This window comes from Caproicibacterium sp. NSD3 (assembly GCF_053613275.1).
In genome coordinates this window covers 1647053-1665044 of record NZ_CM132119.1, presented here as the reverse complement: position 1 = coordinate 1665044, position 17992 = coordinate 1647053, and the positions used below count along the sequence as shown (strand labels likewise).

The 17992-nt window shown below is 42.6% G+C and carries 13 protein-coding genes; 8 read left to right on the top strand and 5 right to left on the bottom strand.

Annotation, left to right across the window (positions count from 1 at the left end; all coding sequences use genetic code 11):
- Positions 1–446 precede the first annotated feature (446 nt).
- The 4 genes from murI to gdhA all read left to right on the top strand — a co-directional run bounded on the left by murI (position 447) and on the right by gdhA (position 4778).
- A complete protein-coding gene (murI, locus tag ACVS9P_RS08055) occupies positions 447–1310 on the top strand; it encodes a glutamate racemase (RefSeq protein WP_452103067.1) in 864 nt (287 codons plus the stop codon).
- 161 nt (positions 1311–1471) lie between these two features.
- Positions 1472–2686, top strand: coding sequence for a sodium/glutamate symporter (gltS, locus tag ACVS9P_RS08050; protein ID WP_452103066.1), 1215 nt, complete (start codon positions 1472–1474; stop codon positions 2684–2686).
- 38 nt (positions 2687–2724) lie between these two features.
- Positions 2725–2898 carry a DNA-binding domain-containing protein gene (locus ACVS9P_RS08045; protein ID WP_452103065.1) on the top strand — a complete coding sequence of 58 codons (174 nt, stop codon included), beginning with the start codon at positions 2725–2727 and terminating at the stop codon, positions 2896–2898.
- A gap of 527 nt (positions 2899–3425) precedes the next feature.
- Positions 3426–4778 (top strand): NADP-specific glutamate dehydrogenase, encoded by a 1353-nt coding sequence (gene gdhA / locus ACVS9P_RS08040; RefSeq protein ID WP_452103064.1) that lies wholly within the window; start codon positions 3426–3428, stop codon positions 4776–4778.
- Between the two features lie 327 nt (positions 4779–5105).
- On the opposite strand, the gene ACVS9P_RS08035 is transcribed toward gdhA, so the two are convergent.
- From ACVS9P_RS08035 to ACVS9P_RS08025, 3 genes are read right to left on the bottom strand one after another with little or no spacing between them, the layout of a single operon-like run.
- Entirely contained in the window at positions 5106–6170 is a 1065-nt protein-coding gene (locus ACVS9P_RS08035; RefSeq protein ID WP_452103063.1) for a flavodoxin family protein, read from the bottom strand.
- Between the two features lie 16 nt (positions 6171–6186).
- A complete protein-coding gene (locus ACVS9P_RS08030) occupies positions 6187–7434 on the bottom strand; it encodes a lactate dehydrogenase (protein ID WP_452103062.1) in 1248 nt (415 codons plus the stop codon).
- 29 nt (positions 7435–7463) lie between these two features.
- Positions 7464–12251 (bottom strand): cytidyltransferase-related domain protein, encoded by a 4788-nt coding sequence (locus ACVS9P_RS08025; protein WP_452103061.1) that lies wholly within the window; start codon positions 12249–12251, stop codon positions 7464–7466.
- Between the two features lie 210 nt (positions 12252–12461).
- Between ACVS9P_RS08025 and ACVS9P_RS08020 the strand changes: the two genes are divergently transcribed.
- The 4 genes from ACVS9P_RS08020 (at position 12462) to ACVS9P_RS08005 (ending at position 15750) form a co-directional block, all read left to right on the top strand.
- The gene (locus ACVS9P_RS08020; RefSeq protein WP_452103060.1) at positions 12462–13049 is read left to right on the top strand and encodes a putative ABC transporter permease; all 588 of its coding nucleotides are present in this window, start codon (positions 12462–12464) and stop codon (positions 13047–13049) included.
- A gap of 37 nt (positions 13050–13086) precedes the next feature.
- Positions 13087–14226 (top strand): metallophosphoesterase, encoded by a 1140-nt coding sequence (locus ACVS9P_RS08015; RefSeq protein WP_452104687.1) that lies wholly within the window; start codon positions 13087–13089, stop codon positions 14224–14226.
- Positions 14227–14405: 179 nt separating this feature from the next.
- Positions 14406–14981 (top strand): TetR/AcrR family transcriptional regulator, encoded by a 576-nt coding sequence (locus tag ACVS9P_RS08010; protein ID WP_452103059.1) that lies wholly within the window; start codon positions 14406–14408, stop codon positions 14979–14981.
- Position 14982: 1 nt separating this feature from the next.
- Positions 14983–15750, top strand: a complete 768-nt coding sequence (locus ACVS9P_RS08005) for a sulfite exporter TauE/SafE family protein (RefSeq protein ID WP_452103058.1) — start codon at positions 14983–14985, stop codon at positions 15748–15750.
- Between the two features lie 122 nt (positions 15751–15872).
- Here ACVS9P_RS08005 and ACVS9P_RS08000 read toward each other — a convergent pair whose 3' ends face one another.
- Positions 15873–16616 (bottom strand): type 1 glutamine amidotransferase, encoded by a 744-nt coding sequence (locus tag ACVS9P_RS08000; protein WP_452103057.1) that lies wholly within the window; start codon positions 16614–16616, stop codon positions 15873–15875.
- Positions 16616–17956, bottom strand: a complete 1341-nt coding sequence (locus ACVS9P_RS07995; protein ID WP_452103056.1) for a MurT ligase domain-containing protein — start codon at positions 17954–17956, stop codon at positions 16616–16618. Before ACVS9P_RS07995 ends, ACVS9P_RS08000 begins: the two co-directional genes overlap by 1 nt.
- Between the last annotated feature and the right edge of the window lie 36 nt (positions 17957–17992).

Genomic DNA, 17992 nt, shown 5'->3' with positions numbered 1-17992 from the left:
GGAACACTCTACAGAAAAATCTTAAATAGTCGATAAAATTATTTAAGGCTGAACTGGTCTTAAATTCTTTTTTTAGAGAAAAGAACATGAACTCCCCGAGTAATCAGCATTTTTTATTGAAGTGGATTTTTGAAAATAAAGAATTTTTTATAGGACTTATTTTACAGTTTCTTAACAATTTATTGTATGATAAATAAAATAACGTAACCATATGAATGATATTATAGAAAAAGTCTCTAAAGTTATTGATTTTTTCATTCAGATTAGTTATAATAAAATAAAGTTTAATCCAAAGCGATCTTTTGTAAAAATGGGAATGGAAGACTTTTAGTGCTAAAATCGAGAAATGTAAAAAGATGTTCTCTTGTTTTATTTATCGACATTTGGCACCGAAAGTTTTCAAAAGCGTTTTCATAACATGCAGGCAGATAGTCAACGGGGCAAGCTTGAAAAAACCTGTTTTGTTTATGGAGCAATTTCGATTTTACGAAAGAGAAGTGAGAAGTGTGCAAGAAGAAAATCCAATAGGGGTCATTGACTCCGGGGTGGGTGGATTAACGGTAGTAAAGGAACTGCAACGTTTACTACCGGGGGAAAATCTTGTGTACTACGGAGATAGTGCTAACTGTCCATATGGAAACCGTTCTCAAGATGAGATAGTTTCACTTACATGTCGGATGCTTAAATTTCTGCAAAAAGAAAATGTTAAATTAGTAGCTGTAGCTTGTAATACAATTTCGACCATTATTGATCAGTTTCAAGACGATTTTTCTTTTCCAATTATTGGGATCGTGCAACCTGCATCTCGAAAAATAGCGAAAGAAAATCTCGATGCAGTAGGAATTATAGCTACTGCATTTACGATTAAAACTGGGGTTTATCAAGATTTAATTCATCAATATAATCCTTCTATGAAGGTTTATGGAGAAGGAAGCCCTAATTTAGCTGCTTTGATCGATCAGGGAAAATATGAAGGAAAAGAAATTACAGACGAAGTTTCATTACATGTGAAAAAGCTACTGGAACAGGACCGAAATATTAAACATATTATTTTGGGCTGTACGCACTACCCAATTGTTACAAATACATTCGAAGAAGTATCGCCCAGCGGGATGACGTTTATAGATCCAGCTGTTGAGCAGGCACGAGCAGTGCATGATTACTTGGAATCGAAAGATTTATTGAATGTTTCTGGCAAAGGATCGCTAAGGATTTTTACAAGCGGTGTCGCCTCTCCTTATGATGCTTTGGTAAAAAAATTGGGGATTAAAACTGCGTATCCAATTACAGCCCAAGAAAATTCAAACTAAAATAATTTTTAAGATCCTGAATCAAATCAAATGCGTGTTGTAACTTTTTAGGTGATAAAAAGGAAATGATCTGCTGTTGATCATTTTTTTAGGAGAAAGAAAGCAAGCGTAGATTGATTGTGTTGTTTCTTAGATGAAATTTATTGGGAGGAAAGTTAGATATGACACCTTTTGAAATAAAGCTTAACGCTTATCAGACGTTAGGTTTATGTGTTTTTGTTTTGCTATGTGGACGTTATATAGTTAACAAAGTTGGCTTTTTAAAGAAATTTTGTATTCCTGCGCCAGTTGTTGGCGGCTTGATTTTTGCTATTGTAAACCTGATTGGCTATGAAGCCGGAGCCTTCATGTTTACCCTGGGAATGGATTTTAAAGATCTTTTTATGATCTTGTTCTTCACGACAATCGGATTCAGTGCAAGTGTTGAGGTTCTGAAAAAGGGAGGAATTGGAGTCGTTATCTTCTTAATCGTCTCTGCAATCCTCTGTATTATTCAGGATGCTGTCGGCGCCGGAATTGCGAGTGCAATGGGACAGAATCCATTGGTTGGCTTGTGCGCAGGTTCTGTTTCTATGACTGGTGGTCATGCTACATCTGCTGCATACGGACCTGTAATGGAGCAAGCAGGGCTGCAAGGAGCTACTACGATTGCAGTTGCTGCGGCAACATTTGGATTGATTTCCGGCAGCTTGATTGGCGGGCCTACTGCAGCGGGACTGATTAGTAAATATGACCTTCATCCTAAAGCAGCGAGCAATGATGAGTCAGCAGGGGATCTGGAAGCACTTACCGGAAAAGTAGAACCGATTAGCAGTCGTAATTTCTGTGATGCCTTTTTCCAAATTGCGATTGCAATTGGTATTGGCAACGTTGTATCGCTGTTGATTAATAAGACTGGGTTTACAGTCCCTGCTTACATTGGTTCTATGTTAATTGCTGTTTTAATGCGTAATATTTTCAAATCGGATTCCGGAAAAGCTTTTGCAACTCGTCCGCAAGAAATAGCCGTTTTAGGCGATATTGGTTTACAAATCTTCTTGGCAGAAGCTCTTTGTGATTTGAAGTTGTGGCAGCTGGCCGCAATGGCGTTGCCGCTGTTGGTAATCCTGCTCACACAGTGCGTGCTCATGTATGTGTATGCTCGCTTTGTAACATTCAGAATTATGGGCAAAGATTACGAAGCTGCTGTTTTGGCCGCCGGCCATTGTGGATTCGGCATGGGCGCTACTCCAAACGGCATGGCCAATATGGATGCTGTAACTTCCAAATATGGTCCTGCACCCCGTGCATACTTCATTCTCCCCATCGTTGGTGGTATGTTTATTGACTTCTTCAATGCAATTATTATTACAGCCTTTATAAACTTCTTGGCTTAAGTTTATATCTCTGTTTGCAAAAAGGAAAACATTTTCGGATGTTTTCCTTTTTTGCTTTGAACGAAACGTTTGAGCGCTATTCAGGGAGCCTGTTTCCATTTGAAGAAATCCGGGCAGAGATGGATTTTATTCGAGGGAAACGAGAGCGCGGAGGAAAAATCAATATCAAGAAATTTATAGACGGCTTGATGATCCTGACGGAACAAGGGTAAAGAGGATCAGAAGAGATGAAATAGAAGGAAAGGGGGTGAGGCAAGAAAAGGAAGTCGATCCGTGGCTTTAAGTTGAGAAGCTTTCAGAGGATTCGGAAAAGAATGAGAGAAATGTTTTTGTGATTGTGATGAATAGTTGAGAAAGAAACTGTTGATTACGTCAAAAGTACAAAAATATTTTTGAAGATCTGTATTTTTTTGTAGAATTCTGAAAGTCGGATGAACAATATAAATGAAAACAAGTGGTAGGGGATTGAAATATTAAGATAGATTAATCCTTAAGAGTTGTTTTCAGGGCCATGTGGCATTGTACAGTATGGTTGTATTTTACAGTTTTGCAGTAACTGTAAAAAAGAGATCATGCAGTGCAAAGATTTTTGCTTTGCTGTGCAAAAGTTTGCTTTGGATTGACTTCAAGACAGCAAAATGAGCTTTTTTTCAATGACTTAAAGAGGTTATGAAAAGAAGAAGGCTTTTTTTGTAGGAAAAGGAACAAAAAGTATTAACAAACGGAGGTAAATCAAATTATGAGCAAGTATGTTGACAGAGTAATTGCTGACCTGAAAAAGAAGAATGCGAATGAGCCTGAATTCCTGCAGACGGTGGAAGAAGTTTATTCTTCATTGGCACCGGTCGTGGATGCTCATCCGGAATATGAAAAAGCTGCACTGCTCGAGCGTATGGCTGAGCCTGAGCGTGTAATTCAGTTTCGTGTAACATGGGTAGATGATGCAGGTAAGGTACAGGTAAACCGTGGATTCCGTGTACAGTACAACAGCGCTATCGGACCTTACAAGGGCGGACTCCGGTTTGCTCCTTCCGTAAACCTTTCGATCATGAAATTCCTCGGCTTCGAGCAGACCTTTAAGGACAGCTTGACCACACTGCCGATGGGCGGTGCAAAGGGCGGTTCCGACTTTGATCCTCGTGGAAAGAGCGATGCAGAAGTTATGCGTTTCTGCCAGTCCTTCATGACCGAACTGTATCGTCATATTGGACCTGATGTAGATATTCCGGCAGGCGACCTTGGAGTTGGCGGACGTGAGATTGGTTTCCTGTATGGCCAGTATCGCCGTATCCGTGGAGCTTTTGAAAACGGAACCATCACCGGCAAGGGCCTTTCCTTCGGCGGCAGCTTGGTACGTCCGGAAGCAACGGGCTTCGGTTCTGTTTACTATCTGCAAGAAGTTCTCCGTCATGAAGGCGAAGAAGTAAAAGGTAAGAACATTGCACTGGCAGGCTTCGGCAACGTAGCATGGGGCGCAGCAACAAAGATTGCAGAACTCGGCGGCAAGGCAGTTACCCTGTCTGGCCCTGACGGCTACATCTATGATCCCGATGGTGTAACAACCAAAGAGAAATTGGACTTCATGCTCCAGATGCGTGCAAGCGGTCACGACAAGGTTCAGGATTATGCTGACAAGTTCCATTGCGAGTTTGTTGCTGGCAAGAAACCTTGGGAACGCAAAGTTGACATCGTAATGCCTTGCGCAACTCAGAACGATGTAGACCTTGAAGAAGCAAAGAAGATTGTCAATAATCATATTAAATATTACATCGAAGTTGCTAATATGCCGACAACCAACGAAGCATTGGTCTATTTGATGGGTCAGAAAAATATGATCGTAGCTCCTTCCAAGGCAGTTAACGCGGGCGGCGTTGCTGTTTCCGGATTGGAAATGAGCCAGAACGCAGAACATATCTGCTGGACAGCAGAAGAAGTTGGCGAGCGTCTGCACAGCATCATGAAGAATATCTATGATTCTTCCGTTGCAGCAGCAGAAGAGTATGGCCTAGGCTACAACCTTGTTGCCGGCGCAAACATCGCAGGCTTCAAGAAAGTTGCTGATGCTATGCTGGCACAGGGAATTTGCTACTAATTTGAAGTACATTCTTTATTGAACAACTCAAGAGGTTGATTGTGAAACCGGGACCTTTTATGGTTCCGGTTTCACAGTAATAAAGCGAAACTTTGAATAAGCTGCTGGATAGCAGAACATTGTTAAAGGGACCAAAAAGGATCAATGATTCTAGAAAATCCCTTCATTCAACCTGATTTTTACCGCACCGGCACTATTGGCCGATCGCTCCCTAATAACAGACAGAGTTCCCAACAAGCTCTGTCTGTTTTCTTATGAAAAAAAGGCACCCGAAAAAAATCGGGGGCCTTTTTGCTGTGAAGAAGATAAAGAATTTTATAGACTGTACTATCCTTTTAAGACTGAAATGATCTGATTGCAAAAGAATTCAATGCGGTCATCAATTCCAGGTAATTTTAAAGCGGTGCCGGCGTTATTTGCGGTTTCAAGCATAGCAAAATTTCCCGGCAAATAAAAACTTTTATTCATATTGAGTGCAGCAATTAGTTGTCTAGCAATCAGATCACTTCCAGAATATCCGGAGACAATGATTGCAAAGACCGCTTTGTCATAAAAACGAGTTTGACGAAATAATGCTGTTAGGCGATTGACTAAGGCTGTTAAGTTTGCAGAGATGGCATCGTTATAATTGGGGCACAACATGACAAGTGCATCCGCTTTTTTGATTGCAGGGAAGACTTGTTCTACCATTACACCACCATAAAAGCAGCGCCCTTCTTCACCGAAATGAAGACAAGTTGTGTAAGGACATCCTGCACAATCCGAAACAGCACCGTTTCGAACATTGATTTCAGTTAGATCACAGGAACTTTCAATTTTTATTTTTACCTGTTGCCAGAGTGCCAGTGTATTGGAAGTTTGACGGATTGAGGCGTGAAGAGCCAGTATGTTTGGCCTTTTATGGACGGGAAATGAGTTTTCTAAAAGGCGTTTTACTAAGATACGCGCGCTTTCCTGGTAAGCACCAAAAGAATCGGTTCCCATGTTTTGTGATAAAATCGTAAAGTTGTCCAGTGTGCGGGTACCTTCTACCAAAGGGCGGCCAACAAAAGCACAACCTGCAAGGTTCGCAGAAAAGACTAGTTCGCTTGCGATGGATTTTGTATAGAGTTCACTTCCTCCATCAACCAAAATTCCGGCAGTACAGCCACAAAGGCTATTGGAATGCGTGCGCAGCCATTTTAAAAAATGATAGTATTCAAAATTAATTCCAGAGTTTCCAAGATCAATTGCAAACAAAATTTTTCGATGGTTTAAAGGAGAAAGTTGATTAGCAAATTCTATCGTGTCATAAGAGATTTCCTGAAGAGCATAATCCAACACTTGCTGTAGGCGGTTCGTTTTCACGTCTTCGGAAGCTTTTGGACGAAAGAGTAATAAGGAAGATTCCAAATCGATTACCCCCCTTTTAGATCAGTGAACGCAAATTTTTAGACGCATTTTCAATGCGGTCAAACAGTAGATCCGGAATTTTCGGCAGGACCTCGGTTTCTACTCCGGTGGATGTGTAGCGATTTTTGACGCCCATAAAAGCACCGCCAAGATAAACGGAACCGCAGTGCCATCTTCCTTCCAGGGTGAGGAGCAGTGAAAGAGCGCCGGATGAAATTGCAGGGGCTACATAAGGTTTATAACCGATTTCACGCATTTTTAAATTGGCAGTAACCGTTAGCTGCGTCAATTCTTTGGAGAGAGTATCGTCATAATGCGAAATGGAATTCGCAATGACTAAATCGCTTCCGTGCGGGCCAAAAGAGCGACCTTCCGACAAAAAATCCGTAAAGCGCGGATCCCTTTTCGCATAGTACGCTGCACGTGCATTCATAACACCAAGCCCATACCCCTGAATTTGCTGCGGGAACAGTCCGAGTCCATCGAATTCACCATGTTCATTTTGATTACTTGCAAGAAAAGCGGTTTTGGCGAGGGGATCCACCGGGTCGCTCACCGCGGCCCAAAGTCCCTGATAGTGTTTTTCCCGAGCAAGCTTTGCATAGTGAGAAACAATCGCTGAATTGGCCTCGAATTGTGCCATACGGACGTCTTTTACACCGGAGCCTACAGGAGGAATCCCTTTAGAAGCAATAAAAGCGAAAAGATCACAATCGAAAAGTTGATCTGGAGAGATCACTTCTACGGAAGGAAAAGCATCATAATTCCATGGCAGAGAAATCTGATTCATTTCCATCGCCCATCGTGCGGTTACTTTTTCTGAAATATCGCAAATGCCAATAGAAGAAATCTGGTCTCTTCCAAGCAGACATAAACCGATCAAAAGGGTACTGCCGACGTCTCCGATTGCCAGTAAATTGATTCGCTTTTTTCCAGAACTTTCACGAGAATTCAGCAATTCAGGCCAACGGGGATGGCGAAAATTGACAGCTCGCAAATGCCCTTTTGAAATTTGCTCCGAAAGGAACGGATCAACTGCTCCTTGGGGCATGCGGGAAGCATCCAAAAAACGAATATCTTCTTCCTTTGCCAAAATTTGTCCCGGATGGTTTACAGAGAATGCTGCACGGCAACTTTGGGGATCCCGTTCAAAAAGAAAAACAGTAGGTGCATCTCCGGATTTGGGACACTTGGATTTTACAAGCGGCAGATTCGGATTGAGACTGCAAAGCTGCAGACCATCTTTTTCGTAATAGTAAAACATATCAATTACACCTCTCTTAGAACATCCGATTAAATCATCAGATTTTGCATGCGCATCAGCATTTCGAGATCATTTTGAAGATAACTTGTGACTGGAAGATTTGGATCGTAATAGATTCTGCTACCTTTGTCCGGGCACAGCGGCAGAATAATTGCCTCAGGAAGGCGGTTAAGCGTGAGATTTTGAGAAAACTTCTCTCGATACTGAGATTCCAGAACTCGAAATACAGCAATGGCATTTTCGATACAGCAGCGGGAAAGAGAAAAGATTGCCTGTTTGGAATATTCTCCGGAGTCTTCTGGAATTGCATAGGGCAAAAAACGGTTAATAGAGGGCTGTAGTCCTGGCACCGGGTTACTGCTGCGGTGAACAGTATCGCCGCCGATAAAGGGATAAAGAGTGGATTCCACAAACCATTGCCGCAAATTCGGAATGTAGTAAACGCTGTCTACCGGGTGTCCCTGCAACTTCATCAGATCGCGGCCGCGCGCAGAAAGAATGCCGACCAAAACTTCTTGGATCGGAATTTGTTGACGGCGAAAAATTGGATCCAATGCGCGGATACGATCCCCTTCATGGATCAAATCATCTACGAGAATGACGGGACGGTCAAAGGACTTGATACACCGCACTTGGCTTTCAATGGGGGTGTAGTGTGGAAATGATTCAATTCGGCTGGAAGTGCTATCCGGCGAAAAGACTTTATCCGTATGCAGCGTTTTTGTGACGGTGTTAGGAATTACTTTTCCGCGTAGAATTTTGCCGAATGGAACACACATGGATTTTCCCAGTGTCCGTGGGACGGTTACCGTATTTGGAACATTGTTTGCAGCAGTGATCTTTTCAACTAGGCGATGATAAATGATCTCTGCAGAAAAAGGAAGTACCAAATTTCCGGGATAGAGTTCCGTAAGAGTCAAGAGCAGGCGATTATGGGCTTCTCCAATTGTTTTGAGAAGCTCGGGACTAGAACTAAGCGGTTCTTTAATCGTAGTTTCGAGGTTTTGAATCAAAACAATTGGAGCGTGCATGTCAACAGCCATGCACGGTACGCCGAGACGATTCGATCCGGCTTCTGAAAATCCAAGTCGGCGGAGCGTAGAAATCAGATCAGGGGAATAATCGGAATAACGAGGTAAAAATAGCGCAAATCCACAATGCTGACGCAGTGCAGAAGAAAGTGCTTCCGATAATAGCAACTGGTCAATATTTTGCGTTTTCCATGGTGCAAGCGTATGAACTCCGGTAATCAAAAGAATTTTACCGCTTGTTCTGCGGCGAATCTGATCTGCCAGTGAAAGATCGTGAAGAACATCAAATAAATCGCTGGGAGAAATAATGGACATCGTAAGATCTCCGAGCAGTTGATCTTTTTCTTCAGAATTTAAGAGCAGAATGCTTTTTTCTGTGGGGCCAACGAAATTTTGATTATCGGAGGAAATTTCCTGAAAATGTAGCCCTTCTGCAGATTCGAGCGGTTTATAAGGCGGCTCACGCAGATACAAACTATTTTCATAAATAAAATCTTTTACGATTGGGTCAATCAGATTGGAGATGTCCCGATTTAAGTCGATATTGTCACGGATTTTAGTAGAACTGATGTCTTCTAAATGCTCCGGAAGCTGAAGATGAATCATTTCTCCAGTAATTTTGGCCTGTGCCTTTTGATCTTCAGAGGCTGCTGCTTTTCCACTTTCCAGACGGCTGAAAATAATGTGGTTCATGCTATGAATGGAGTTTTCTGAAGGTGGCGTGCGGTAGGAGGAAGCATTGCGCACAACATCACTGCCAACAACCATATAAAGTTCTCTGTCCAAAAAAACATTTTTTAAATGTTTCAAGTCATTTGGGTTCGCAATATTTACCGGAATTTCATCTGGGAAGAGGTAGACATTAAACTCATCTGCAATAGACATTTTAGCGATTTCACGGCGAATCAGATGCGGCTGTGTCTTTTTTGACCATGAAAATTCATCAATCGCAAGAAAAACTTCGAATCCAAGGTCCCGAATCTTTCGGACAATCTCTTTATGAGAAAGAGTGAAAGGATCGAAAGTGCCGGGAAAGAAAGCAATCTTTTTCTGCTTTGGAAAAACAGGAAATTTATGATCCAGCCGATAAAACGAAAGGAAACGATAAATATGCGAAAATGCGGCAGCCCGATAAAGAAAGGAAAGTTCATTTTCGGGGCTTTCGTCAAGAAGAAATAGAATTTTTTTTGCGCTGAGAGAAAACAAGTCTGCTTTGGATTCGTTGGAAAGTTCCGGAGAAGCAAAAATCATTTTTCCGATAATCAGCAGAGATTCCTGCTGTACCGATTGCTGAAAGTGTGCAAGGCCGGAAAGCAATAATCCCATAAGACGCTTTTTATATTCATCGAATATCTCTTTTGATTGAGGAAATCGAGTCTGATAAGAGGGAAAAGAAGCAAGCATTGCCCCGACAACGCCTAATGCTCCGGAAACTGTATGAAGATTAGAACTGCCTGAAAGACGTTGAAGACGGCCAATTAATCCTTCCAAAGATTCCGGATCAAGATAGAGCGCAAGTCTGCCGAGATAAGCAGGAATTTCTTTTGAAAATTCGTATTCGCTGCCTTCCAAACTGCGGGTAAGTTCCAGAACAATTTCTGTTCGTTGATCCGGTTCCAACATTGGAATCAGGTCGACCAATGCGGACCCGGCCTCATCTCGGACAACCGCCCATTCGCTGATTCGAATCAAATTAGCAAGATGTGCTGCAATGTGAGTTGGATTTTCCAGATGCCGCTCTTTCACTTGATCCATCAAAAGTTCAATATTGACGATTTTGACCGACCAATGAACAGAAGGCTTTAAATCTTCCCGGAAAATTTCGTTCAGAATATTTTCTTTATAAAGCTTATGTTCCTGACGGCTTGCGTCCATTCCGGCATTCTGTAAAATATGGCACTGCAAGAAGGTGAGGGAAAGGCTGTCTTCATAGGGGACTGAAAGTGCAATGCTTCCGGCGTGATGGCGGCAGTGACTGTCGGTCGGCAGTGCATCGGTCATGCGCATCAAAAACTGCAGGGCAGAAACCTGCAAGTGAAGCTGATTTCCATTTAAGCAGAAATATCCCGCAAATTGCGTTAAGAGATCAAGTACAGATTCAGAGCAAAGGGAGAAAGCGGAATCGGGAAGAAGATTGAGCAGAACAAAAGCGATATCTGTAGGAACTTTTTGGGGAGCAATATAATAACGCATAATAGCGTTCATAAAATAAGGAGTATCCTGTTTTTGACAATTTTCCAAAAGAGAAGCAATTACACGTTTTGCAGAATATCCGATTCGATCACGTTGCGGGGTAGTTATTTTATGGTCCGGATAAATAAGCATGTCTAAAAATCGTGTCCAAAGAGTAAAGGGGGTTTGCTCCTTTGGATCGGAGGAAACGTCTGCTGGCAGTTCTTTTCGATAGCCGAGTTTGAACTTTGCCAAAAGCATACCCATAAGCTCTGCCGCCTGCAGACGAATTGCTCCTTCTTTGTGCATTAACAGTTCATAGCAGAAACTGAGCATCTGAACCTTTTGATGTTGACTAAGATAAATAGAATATTCTTCGAGAATGTTTAAATAGGCCCGCAGTTTTTTCCAGTCTTTTTCACTGTGAGCAGCTTCCAAGATATTCCCAAAATGTCGGCCGCTGTTCATGCGGTGCATCAGGCGCAGGTTGTGATCGATGCAGCGCATCATGATTTCTTCGGTGATTTCTGTTTCATCAAGAAGTGCTGCGCTGATCTTTCGCTTTGGGGTGATTGTCTCTCCAGTAAAATCCACATCAATGCCCAGACGACGCATGTAGTCCTCAAAATCGCGCAGCTTTCCATAGACAAATTCATAGCGGCGCTTTTTAGCAGCATCTACGTTATCGAGCTTATTAAGAATGACCTCAAAAGACTCTTGAAGGGAAAAGATTTTTGAATGTTCAAGGCCTTTGTTATCTCGGACCTGTTTGACTCGAAAATCGGCATAGATCAAACATAGGGATTCTGCCGTTAAATTTTCCAGTTCTAGATCCCATGTAGAGTGGTTTGCGGCAATACGGCCGGCTGCGTTTAGATGACGCGAAGAGAACCATTGATCGGTATAGTAATAGTGCTGATAAGGAACCCGCTGCGGAACTTTGCAGCCAAATTTTCCAAAATCGTGTCCTGCAGCAGCGGTAGAAACCAAAGAAAGGTTAATGGGAACGCCTGCATGATCAAGTCCTTTTGCAGCATTCATCGCTACATAATGAACACCGGCGACATGATAAAGCAGAGGGTACGGGGTTACTTCGGCGCCAAGTCTCATCAGTTCGTAAACAAATTCTTTGCGGAAGACATCGAGAAAATGACCGTATTTTTGAACGTCGTCCCTGTCGGTAAGCACTTCCTGAGGAACAAAATGGAAATCCATAAACGGGTCAAACGGCAATGCTTTTCGCTCATAATCAAAAAGAACCTGCAAAATATTTAGAAAGCAAAGCGCACCATTGCGGTATTCTTCTGCCCGCTGACGAAATGCTTGTTCAGGAAACATGATATTTTTTGCAAACTGAAAGGAAAAAGATAGCCAGCCTTCTTCCGGAATGGGTGAGATATTGGAGAGGGGGGCCTCACAGCATTCGAGAATTTGGGTGCAGGTTAGTCTTTGATTGATCGGGAACAGGGCGGATTCCATAGAATCGATCCAATCTGTATCAGAAAGAAAGTGCTCTATTTTGGCGCTGCTCAGAGTTGCTTGCTTTGAAAACAGCGAATCATTGAGCACGATACGAAGTGTATTCCGAATGCGTTCAGATAGTTGTTTTTTCATCTGAGAAATCCTCCTGATAATTGGTATAAAGGCTAATTTTTATGCTCTTATTATGCACGCTTTTCAACAGTTTGGCAAGAAGGGCAGAAGGAAAGATCATGCAGATTAATTGGTATATTTTTAAAAATGAATTTGCCAAAAAAACGTGGATATGATATATTAATTATAAATATGAAAAATGGTAAAAGCGGAAAAGAAAGGAATTCTGTAATGAAACAATATCGTGAAAAATCCATGAATTGGATTTCTAAAATTGTTTCTTCTAAGAAAAATTTTCGAATTTTTTGGAACTGCCTTTGGGCCGGTGTTTTTGGTTGGACCATGGAAACTGTTTTTTGTTCAATCTTATATCACTCTTTGCAGGACAGAGGATTTCTCAGTTTGCCTTTTTGCCCAATTTATGCAGTTGGAATCTTTTTTTATCTTTTAATGGGAAAATCGCCGAAGCCTTCCGCTAAAAATTTTTGGCGCCTTTTTTTTGTGGTAGCAGCTGCTGGAACCGTTTTCGAAGGATTCAGCGGGTTGATTTTAGAACGATTTGGGATCCAACTGTGGTGTTATGAAGGAGTTTTTCCATTAAGCTTTCGATATATTTCGCTTCCGGTCAGTATTTTTTGGGGGTTGGCCGGAGGAATTTATCCTTTGTTTGTGATTCCAAAAATTAATCGCTGGGCCGATTCTGTTTTGCCCAGTCGGAGAAAAGCTTGGTTTTTGGGGACAACTCTTTTAATTTTAGGGGATTTCCTTTTTACTTGCTGGCGAGTGTGGAAAAACGGAGGATATGTGCCGCTTTATTAAAAAATAATCAGGAGGAAGGTTTCCTTTTTTGACAGATGTGCTTTTGTTTGCTTTGGGAACGGTAGCTTATCTCTTTTTTATGCTGCTGTTCGACCGTTGGATCTGGCGGATCGTTTCACAGAATTTTTCAGGAATTAAGAAAAATTTTTTTGGGGGCATCTGCTTTATATTGGAAATCATTCCAATGGGCTCTATTTATCAATTTTTATTTCCAGTGCGTTCCCTAAGATGGCTTTCGGCAGCTGGCTTTTGGGTCATGGGATTTTTGATCTATTTTTTGATCAGTCTGGTGGTTCTAAGGCTGCTCCAGAAAATTTTGGGAGCTGCTCTGCATCAGAAAGAACGCTTTTTAACACCGCGTTTTCAAATTTATAAACTTGCAGTAGGCGCAATTTTTAGCATTGGAATTTGTTGTTGGGGATTCTGGGCATTGCAGAATCCGACGGTTACCTCTTTTTCTGCTGGCCATGAGGGAAAGGAAAAAATGCGGGTGGTGGCACTCTCTGATCTTCATTATAGTACAGTGGGCGGTACATTAGATTTGAAGAAAATGGTGGAGCGAATCAATGATCTAAATCCCGATCTTGTACTTTTTGCCGGAGATGTTTTGGATGATCGAGCAGATCAAGCCGACAAAGAGACTTTTACAAAAGAAATTTCCTTGATAAAGTCCAGTTATGGAGTCTATGCGATTATGGGAAATCATGAATATAAGTATAATACCCCTGAGCAGATGAGAGCCTTTTATCAGGGAAGCGGTGTTGAGCTGCTTTGCAATCAAACAAAAAACATTGATGGAAAGCTTCTTCTGCTGGGACGTGATGATTATGCGGTCGGTGGAAAAAGTCATTCAAGGATGCCCATTTCTCAGATCTTAAAAGGTCAAAATACAGATTTACCTCTTTTGGTACTTGATCATCAGCCACAGGATTATCGTGAATCAGAAAAAGATGGTGCTTTGCTGCAAATTTCGGGGCATACGCATAATGGCCAGATTTGGCCCGGAGATTTGATCGTTCATTCTATTTTTAAACTGCACTATCAAACTCCTTCAAATGGTATTTACCGGGAAAACAATTTTATTCTGGCAGTCACCCGCGGATATGGTGCGTGGGGATTTCAAATGAGAACGACAGGCAATGCGGAGATCCTTTGTGCAAACGTAATGGTGCCATAAAAAAAGCCTCCGAAGAAGGGCAGAGGATAATATACGGACAAACTTATCATGAATCATGTTTATCTATGAAGAGAATTGGTAGCAGCATAAGAAAAGATAAACGGAATCATCTATGACTGTTGACAAACTAATATGATTAGTCTATGATGTATTTACGTTAGTTTGAGAGGAGGCATAGCATGAGCACAAAAAAAGGCTTGGATTCACAAACAATCCTAAATGCAGCAGCAGAGCTGGCCGAAGAAAAGGGGCTTGAAAATATTTCGTTGCTTCAGGTCGCGGAAAAACTCGGTGTAAAACCACCATCACTGTACAATCATTTGAGCGGATTGCAGGAACTCTCATCGGGTATTGCAAAGCTTGCTATCAGTAGGCTTGAAGATGCTATTCGCAGCGCGGCAGTCGGTCGGTCAAAAGAAAATGCTTTGATGGCAATTGCTTCTGCATATCGTAAATTTGCGAAAGAAAATCCTGAACTTTACAAAGCAATTTTGAGATTTCCTACCTATAATGACAGCAATGTTCAGGAGGCAGGTCATGCCGTTGTTCGCATTTTATATCAGGTGATGGAACCATATCATTACAGCCAAGAAGAGATGATCAGTTTTGTCCGCGGATTCCGCAGCGCACTTCATGGCTTTGTTTCACTTGAAGAGGCAGGCTTTTTCCAAAGTACCGAAGCAAATGTAGATAAAAGCTACGAACAGCTGGTTTTACGCCTGATATCGACTATAAATACAAAAGAAGATGCTTAAAATGTCTCAATATATTGCATTACCTATCGTAGGATTTGTGGTCGGCTTACTGATCATTTCGCTTGGGGGCGGAGGCGGAGCCGTTTATGTAGGGATTCTAACTGTTTTTTTCAATATTCCACCTGGCATCGCGGCATCTACCTCTCTTGCAACAACGATTCCAACTACAGCAGTGGGGACTTTCAGCCACTGGAAAGCCGGAAATGTGAACTGGCATTTTGGGCTTACCATGCTGATTGGCGGCGTGGTCGGATCCATCGTAGGTTCCCTGTGTTCTGGATTCTTGCCGGAAAGCCTATATAATAAGGTTACCGGAGCAATTTTACTGCTCCTTGCCGTACAGATGCTCGTTTCATACATAAAGAAAAAAGGCAATGTGCGGAAAACCGATCAGACCCATAAGAAATCCAACACTGTTAAAGCAGCCTGCTTTGGGCTGCTCGGTGGAGTTATGTCTGGGCTTGTCGGCCTCAGCGGCGGCGGTCCGATTATCGCGGGGCTGATGATTCTTGGATGTCAAGCGCTCGAAACGGTGGGGACCTCTGTCCTTGTGCTATTCGGTATCGCTCTTACTGGCTTTATTACGCATCTTGGAATCGGGAGTATAGATTGGAAACTTGTAGGACTTCTTACTATTGGTACAGTTTGCGGCGCTTTCATCGGTCCGGTCCTTCTTAAGCGAATAGATAAGAGCAAGTTGGAAAAGGTTCTCCAGCCTGTGCTTTTTATTATGATTGTGGTCATGGGCGGAATAGAAATGTTTAAATAATCCGCATCCCCCTGTATAGCGAACAAAATATCTTAAATACAGCAAAACCGGCGTGACTTATGCCACGCCGGTTTTACCAAAGTAATTATTTCTTTATCACCTCCGAAAAATCGGAGGCTTTTTTATTTTTTCAGAGCATGTAAAAACCGCTGCTGAATATAAGCATTTGCATTTTTTTCTATGGTATCGTCCAAAGGAGCGAGAGTGCCGTCTCCCCAGCGATTTTGAAGGGCAGCAGATAGAAGATGGTCACACAACTGTGGGTTTTTGCTTAGAAGTGGGCCATGCAGGTAGGTGCCAATTACATTTTTATAAAGAACGCCTTCGCCGCCATCGCGTCCATTGTTTCCTTTTCCATAGAGTACTTTTCCCAACGGATTAACATTAGGGCCAAGCGAAGTGCGTCCGCCATGATTTTCAAATCCGACAACGGGCATTTCACAGAGAGAAGTCTTAATAATTAAATTGCCAATCAATCTTCCATGGCCATTGACTGTCTCCAAATCCAAAAGTCCAAGACCATCTACTTTAGAACCATCAGCGGCCATATAGGAGCGGCCAAGAAACTGATAGCCGCCGCAGATTGCAAGCAATACACCACCGCGTTCGATATAATCGGAAATTGGAGAGCGAAGCGAGTGAATATAATCCATCGCAATGGATTGTTCCCGATCAGGGCCGCCGCCGATAAAAAGAATATCTAAGTTTTCAAAATCCACCGGATCGTGAAGACAATAATCCCGATGCTCCACCCCAATTTGGCGCCATTGAGCTCGTTTGGAGAGGCAAAGAATGTTGCCGTCATCCCCATAAAGATTTAAAAGATCCGGCAACAGATGTCCAATCGTAATTTTACGGTTTTCCATTATGCTCCCTCCTTTTCATTTGATACCAAATGGTCAAGAAAATTTTTGGTGGGGGCAAGCGCAGAGTAATTCGGAAGGATATAGACGACCTCTCGGTCACCCGAGAGTGCATCATTAATTGCTTCTTGTACGGTTTCGCAGAGCTTTGCCTGCAGTCCACCGTATTTCATGCGAACCTGCAGATCGTTTCTTCGAATCCCACAGGCATAATAGGTGTTTTCTTTTTGGGAGGCCATCAAATCAATATCGGTATCCCATAACCAAGAAGGGTCATTGCCGTCATTATCGTGGTCATTAATAATCATGATAACAGCTTTTGGACGCGGGTCCTGCAAAACAACAGAAATAGCCTGATTGGTGCCATCCGGATTCTTAATCAGGTTTAAGACCAACGGTTTTTTAAAATTCTGGTAAAATTCCATTCGCCCATTCTGAGGATGGTAATGATCGAGTGCTTCCTGAAACTTTTGTGTGGAAACTCCTGCTTCATGAGCGGCTGTATAGGCAGCAAGTACATTATAGACATTATAAATTCCGGGCAAATGACTCTGAATCATTTCTCCGTTGACTGAAAATTCAGTCTGCTCCCCAAATCCGATCGTCAGATCTTTCAGCTGATAATCCGGGTTAGGGCGGGCAAAATCACAATTTGGGCAGTAAAAGTCTCCCAAACGGCCATAATGTTCGCCGTGATACTGCAATTCGGTTCCGCAGTAATGACAAAAACAACTGCCCTGATTTTTTCCTTTATAGGAACCGAGTGTTTCGCAGAGCCCAAAGGATTTGGCAGGGTGCCCACAGTTTTTAGCGACATAAGTGACCAAAGGGTCATCGGCATCATAGAGCACCGTCGTTTTGGGAGAAAACGAAAGAGCTTTTTGAATGGTTGCGGCTACCGTATCCAGTTCTCCACAGCGATCCAACTGATCGCGAACGAGATTATTAATCAAAAGATAGGTTGGCTGCACTTTTTTGACGATTTTACGGGTGAAGAGCTCGTCCACCTCTAGAGTCGCCCAATCTGCCTGTACCTTTCCATGAGAATCCGCCATTCGTAGAAATGCCGCGATAACGCCATTTGTCATGTTGGCACCCTCTGCATTGCAGACGACTCGTTTTCCCTGCGATTGGAGTGCTCGGTAAAGAAGATTATTTACTGTGGTTTTTCCATTTGTAGAGGTGACAACAATAATTCCTTCGGTCACATCTGCCGCCAGCTTTTTCAAAATCCATGGGTCTACCGCTCTAGCGGCTGCCCCCGGCCATGCACTGCCGGAACGGCCCAGTTTTCGGCAAAGCGCGGTCATCAGCCTTGCGGCTTTTACAGACAGCCATTTCATGCCGGACTCCTCCTATCATCATGAAAGGGAAAATTC

Bases quoted from the DNA above. Each gene is read 5' to 3' on its own strand.
- gltS (WP_452103066.1), top strand. From the start codon at position 1,472: ATGACACCTTTTGAAATAAAGCTTAACGCTTATCAGACGTTAGGTTTA.
- ACVS9P_RS08020 (WP_452103060.1), top strand. From the start codon at position 12,462: ATGAAACAATATCGTGAAAAATCCATGAATTGGATTTCTAAAATTGTT.
- ACVS9P_RS08045 (WP_452103065.1), top strand. From the start codon at position 2,725: ATGTTTTCCTTTTTTGCTTTGAACGAAACGTTTGAGCGCTATTCAGGG.
- ACVS9P_RS08025 (WP_452103061.1), bottom strand. From the start codon at position 12,251: ATGAAAAAACAACTATCTGAACGCATTCGGAATACACTTCGTATCGTG.
- ACVS9P_RS08005 (WP_452103058.1), top strand. From the start codon at position 14,983: ATGTCTCAATATATTGCATTACCTATCGTAGGATTTGTGGTCGGCTTA.
- ACVS9P_RS07995 (WP_452103056.1), bottom strand. From the start codon at position 17,956: ATGAAATGGCTGTCTGTAAAAGCCGCAAGGCTGATGACCGCGCTTTGC.
- ACVS9P_RS08010 (WP_452103059.1), top strand. From the start codon at position 14,406: ATGAGCACAAAAAAAGGCTTGGATTCACAAACAATCCTAAATGCAGCA.
- ACVS9P_RS08030 (WP_452103062.1), bottom strand. From the start codon at position 7,434: ATGTTTTACTATTACGAAAAAGATGGTCTGCAGCTTTGCAGTCTCAAT.
- ACVS9P_RS08000 (WP_452103057.1), bottom strand. From the start codon at position 16,616: ATGGAAAACCGTAAAATTACGATTGGACATCTGTTGCCGGATCTTTTA.
- gdhA (WP_452103064.1), top strand. From the start codon at position 3,426: ATGAGCAAGTATGTTGACAGAGTAATTGCTGACCTGAAAAAGAAGAAT.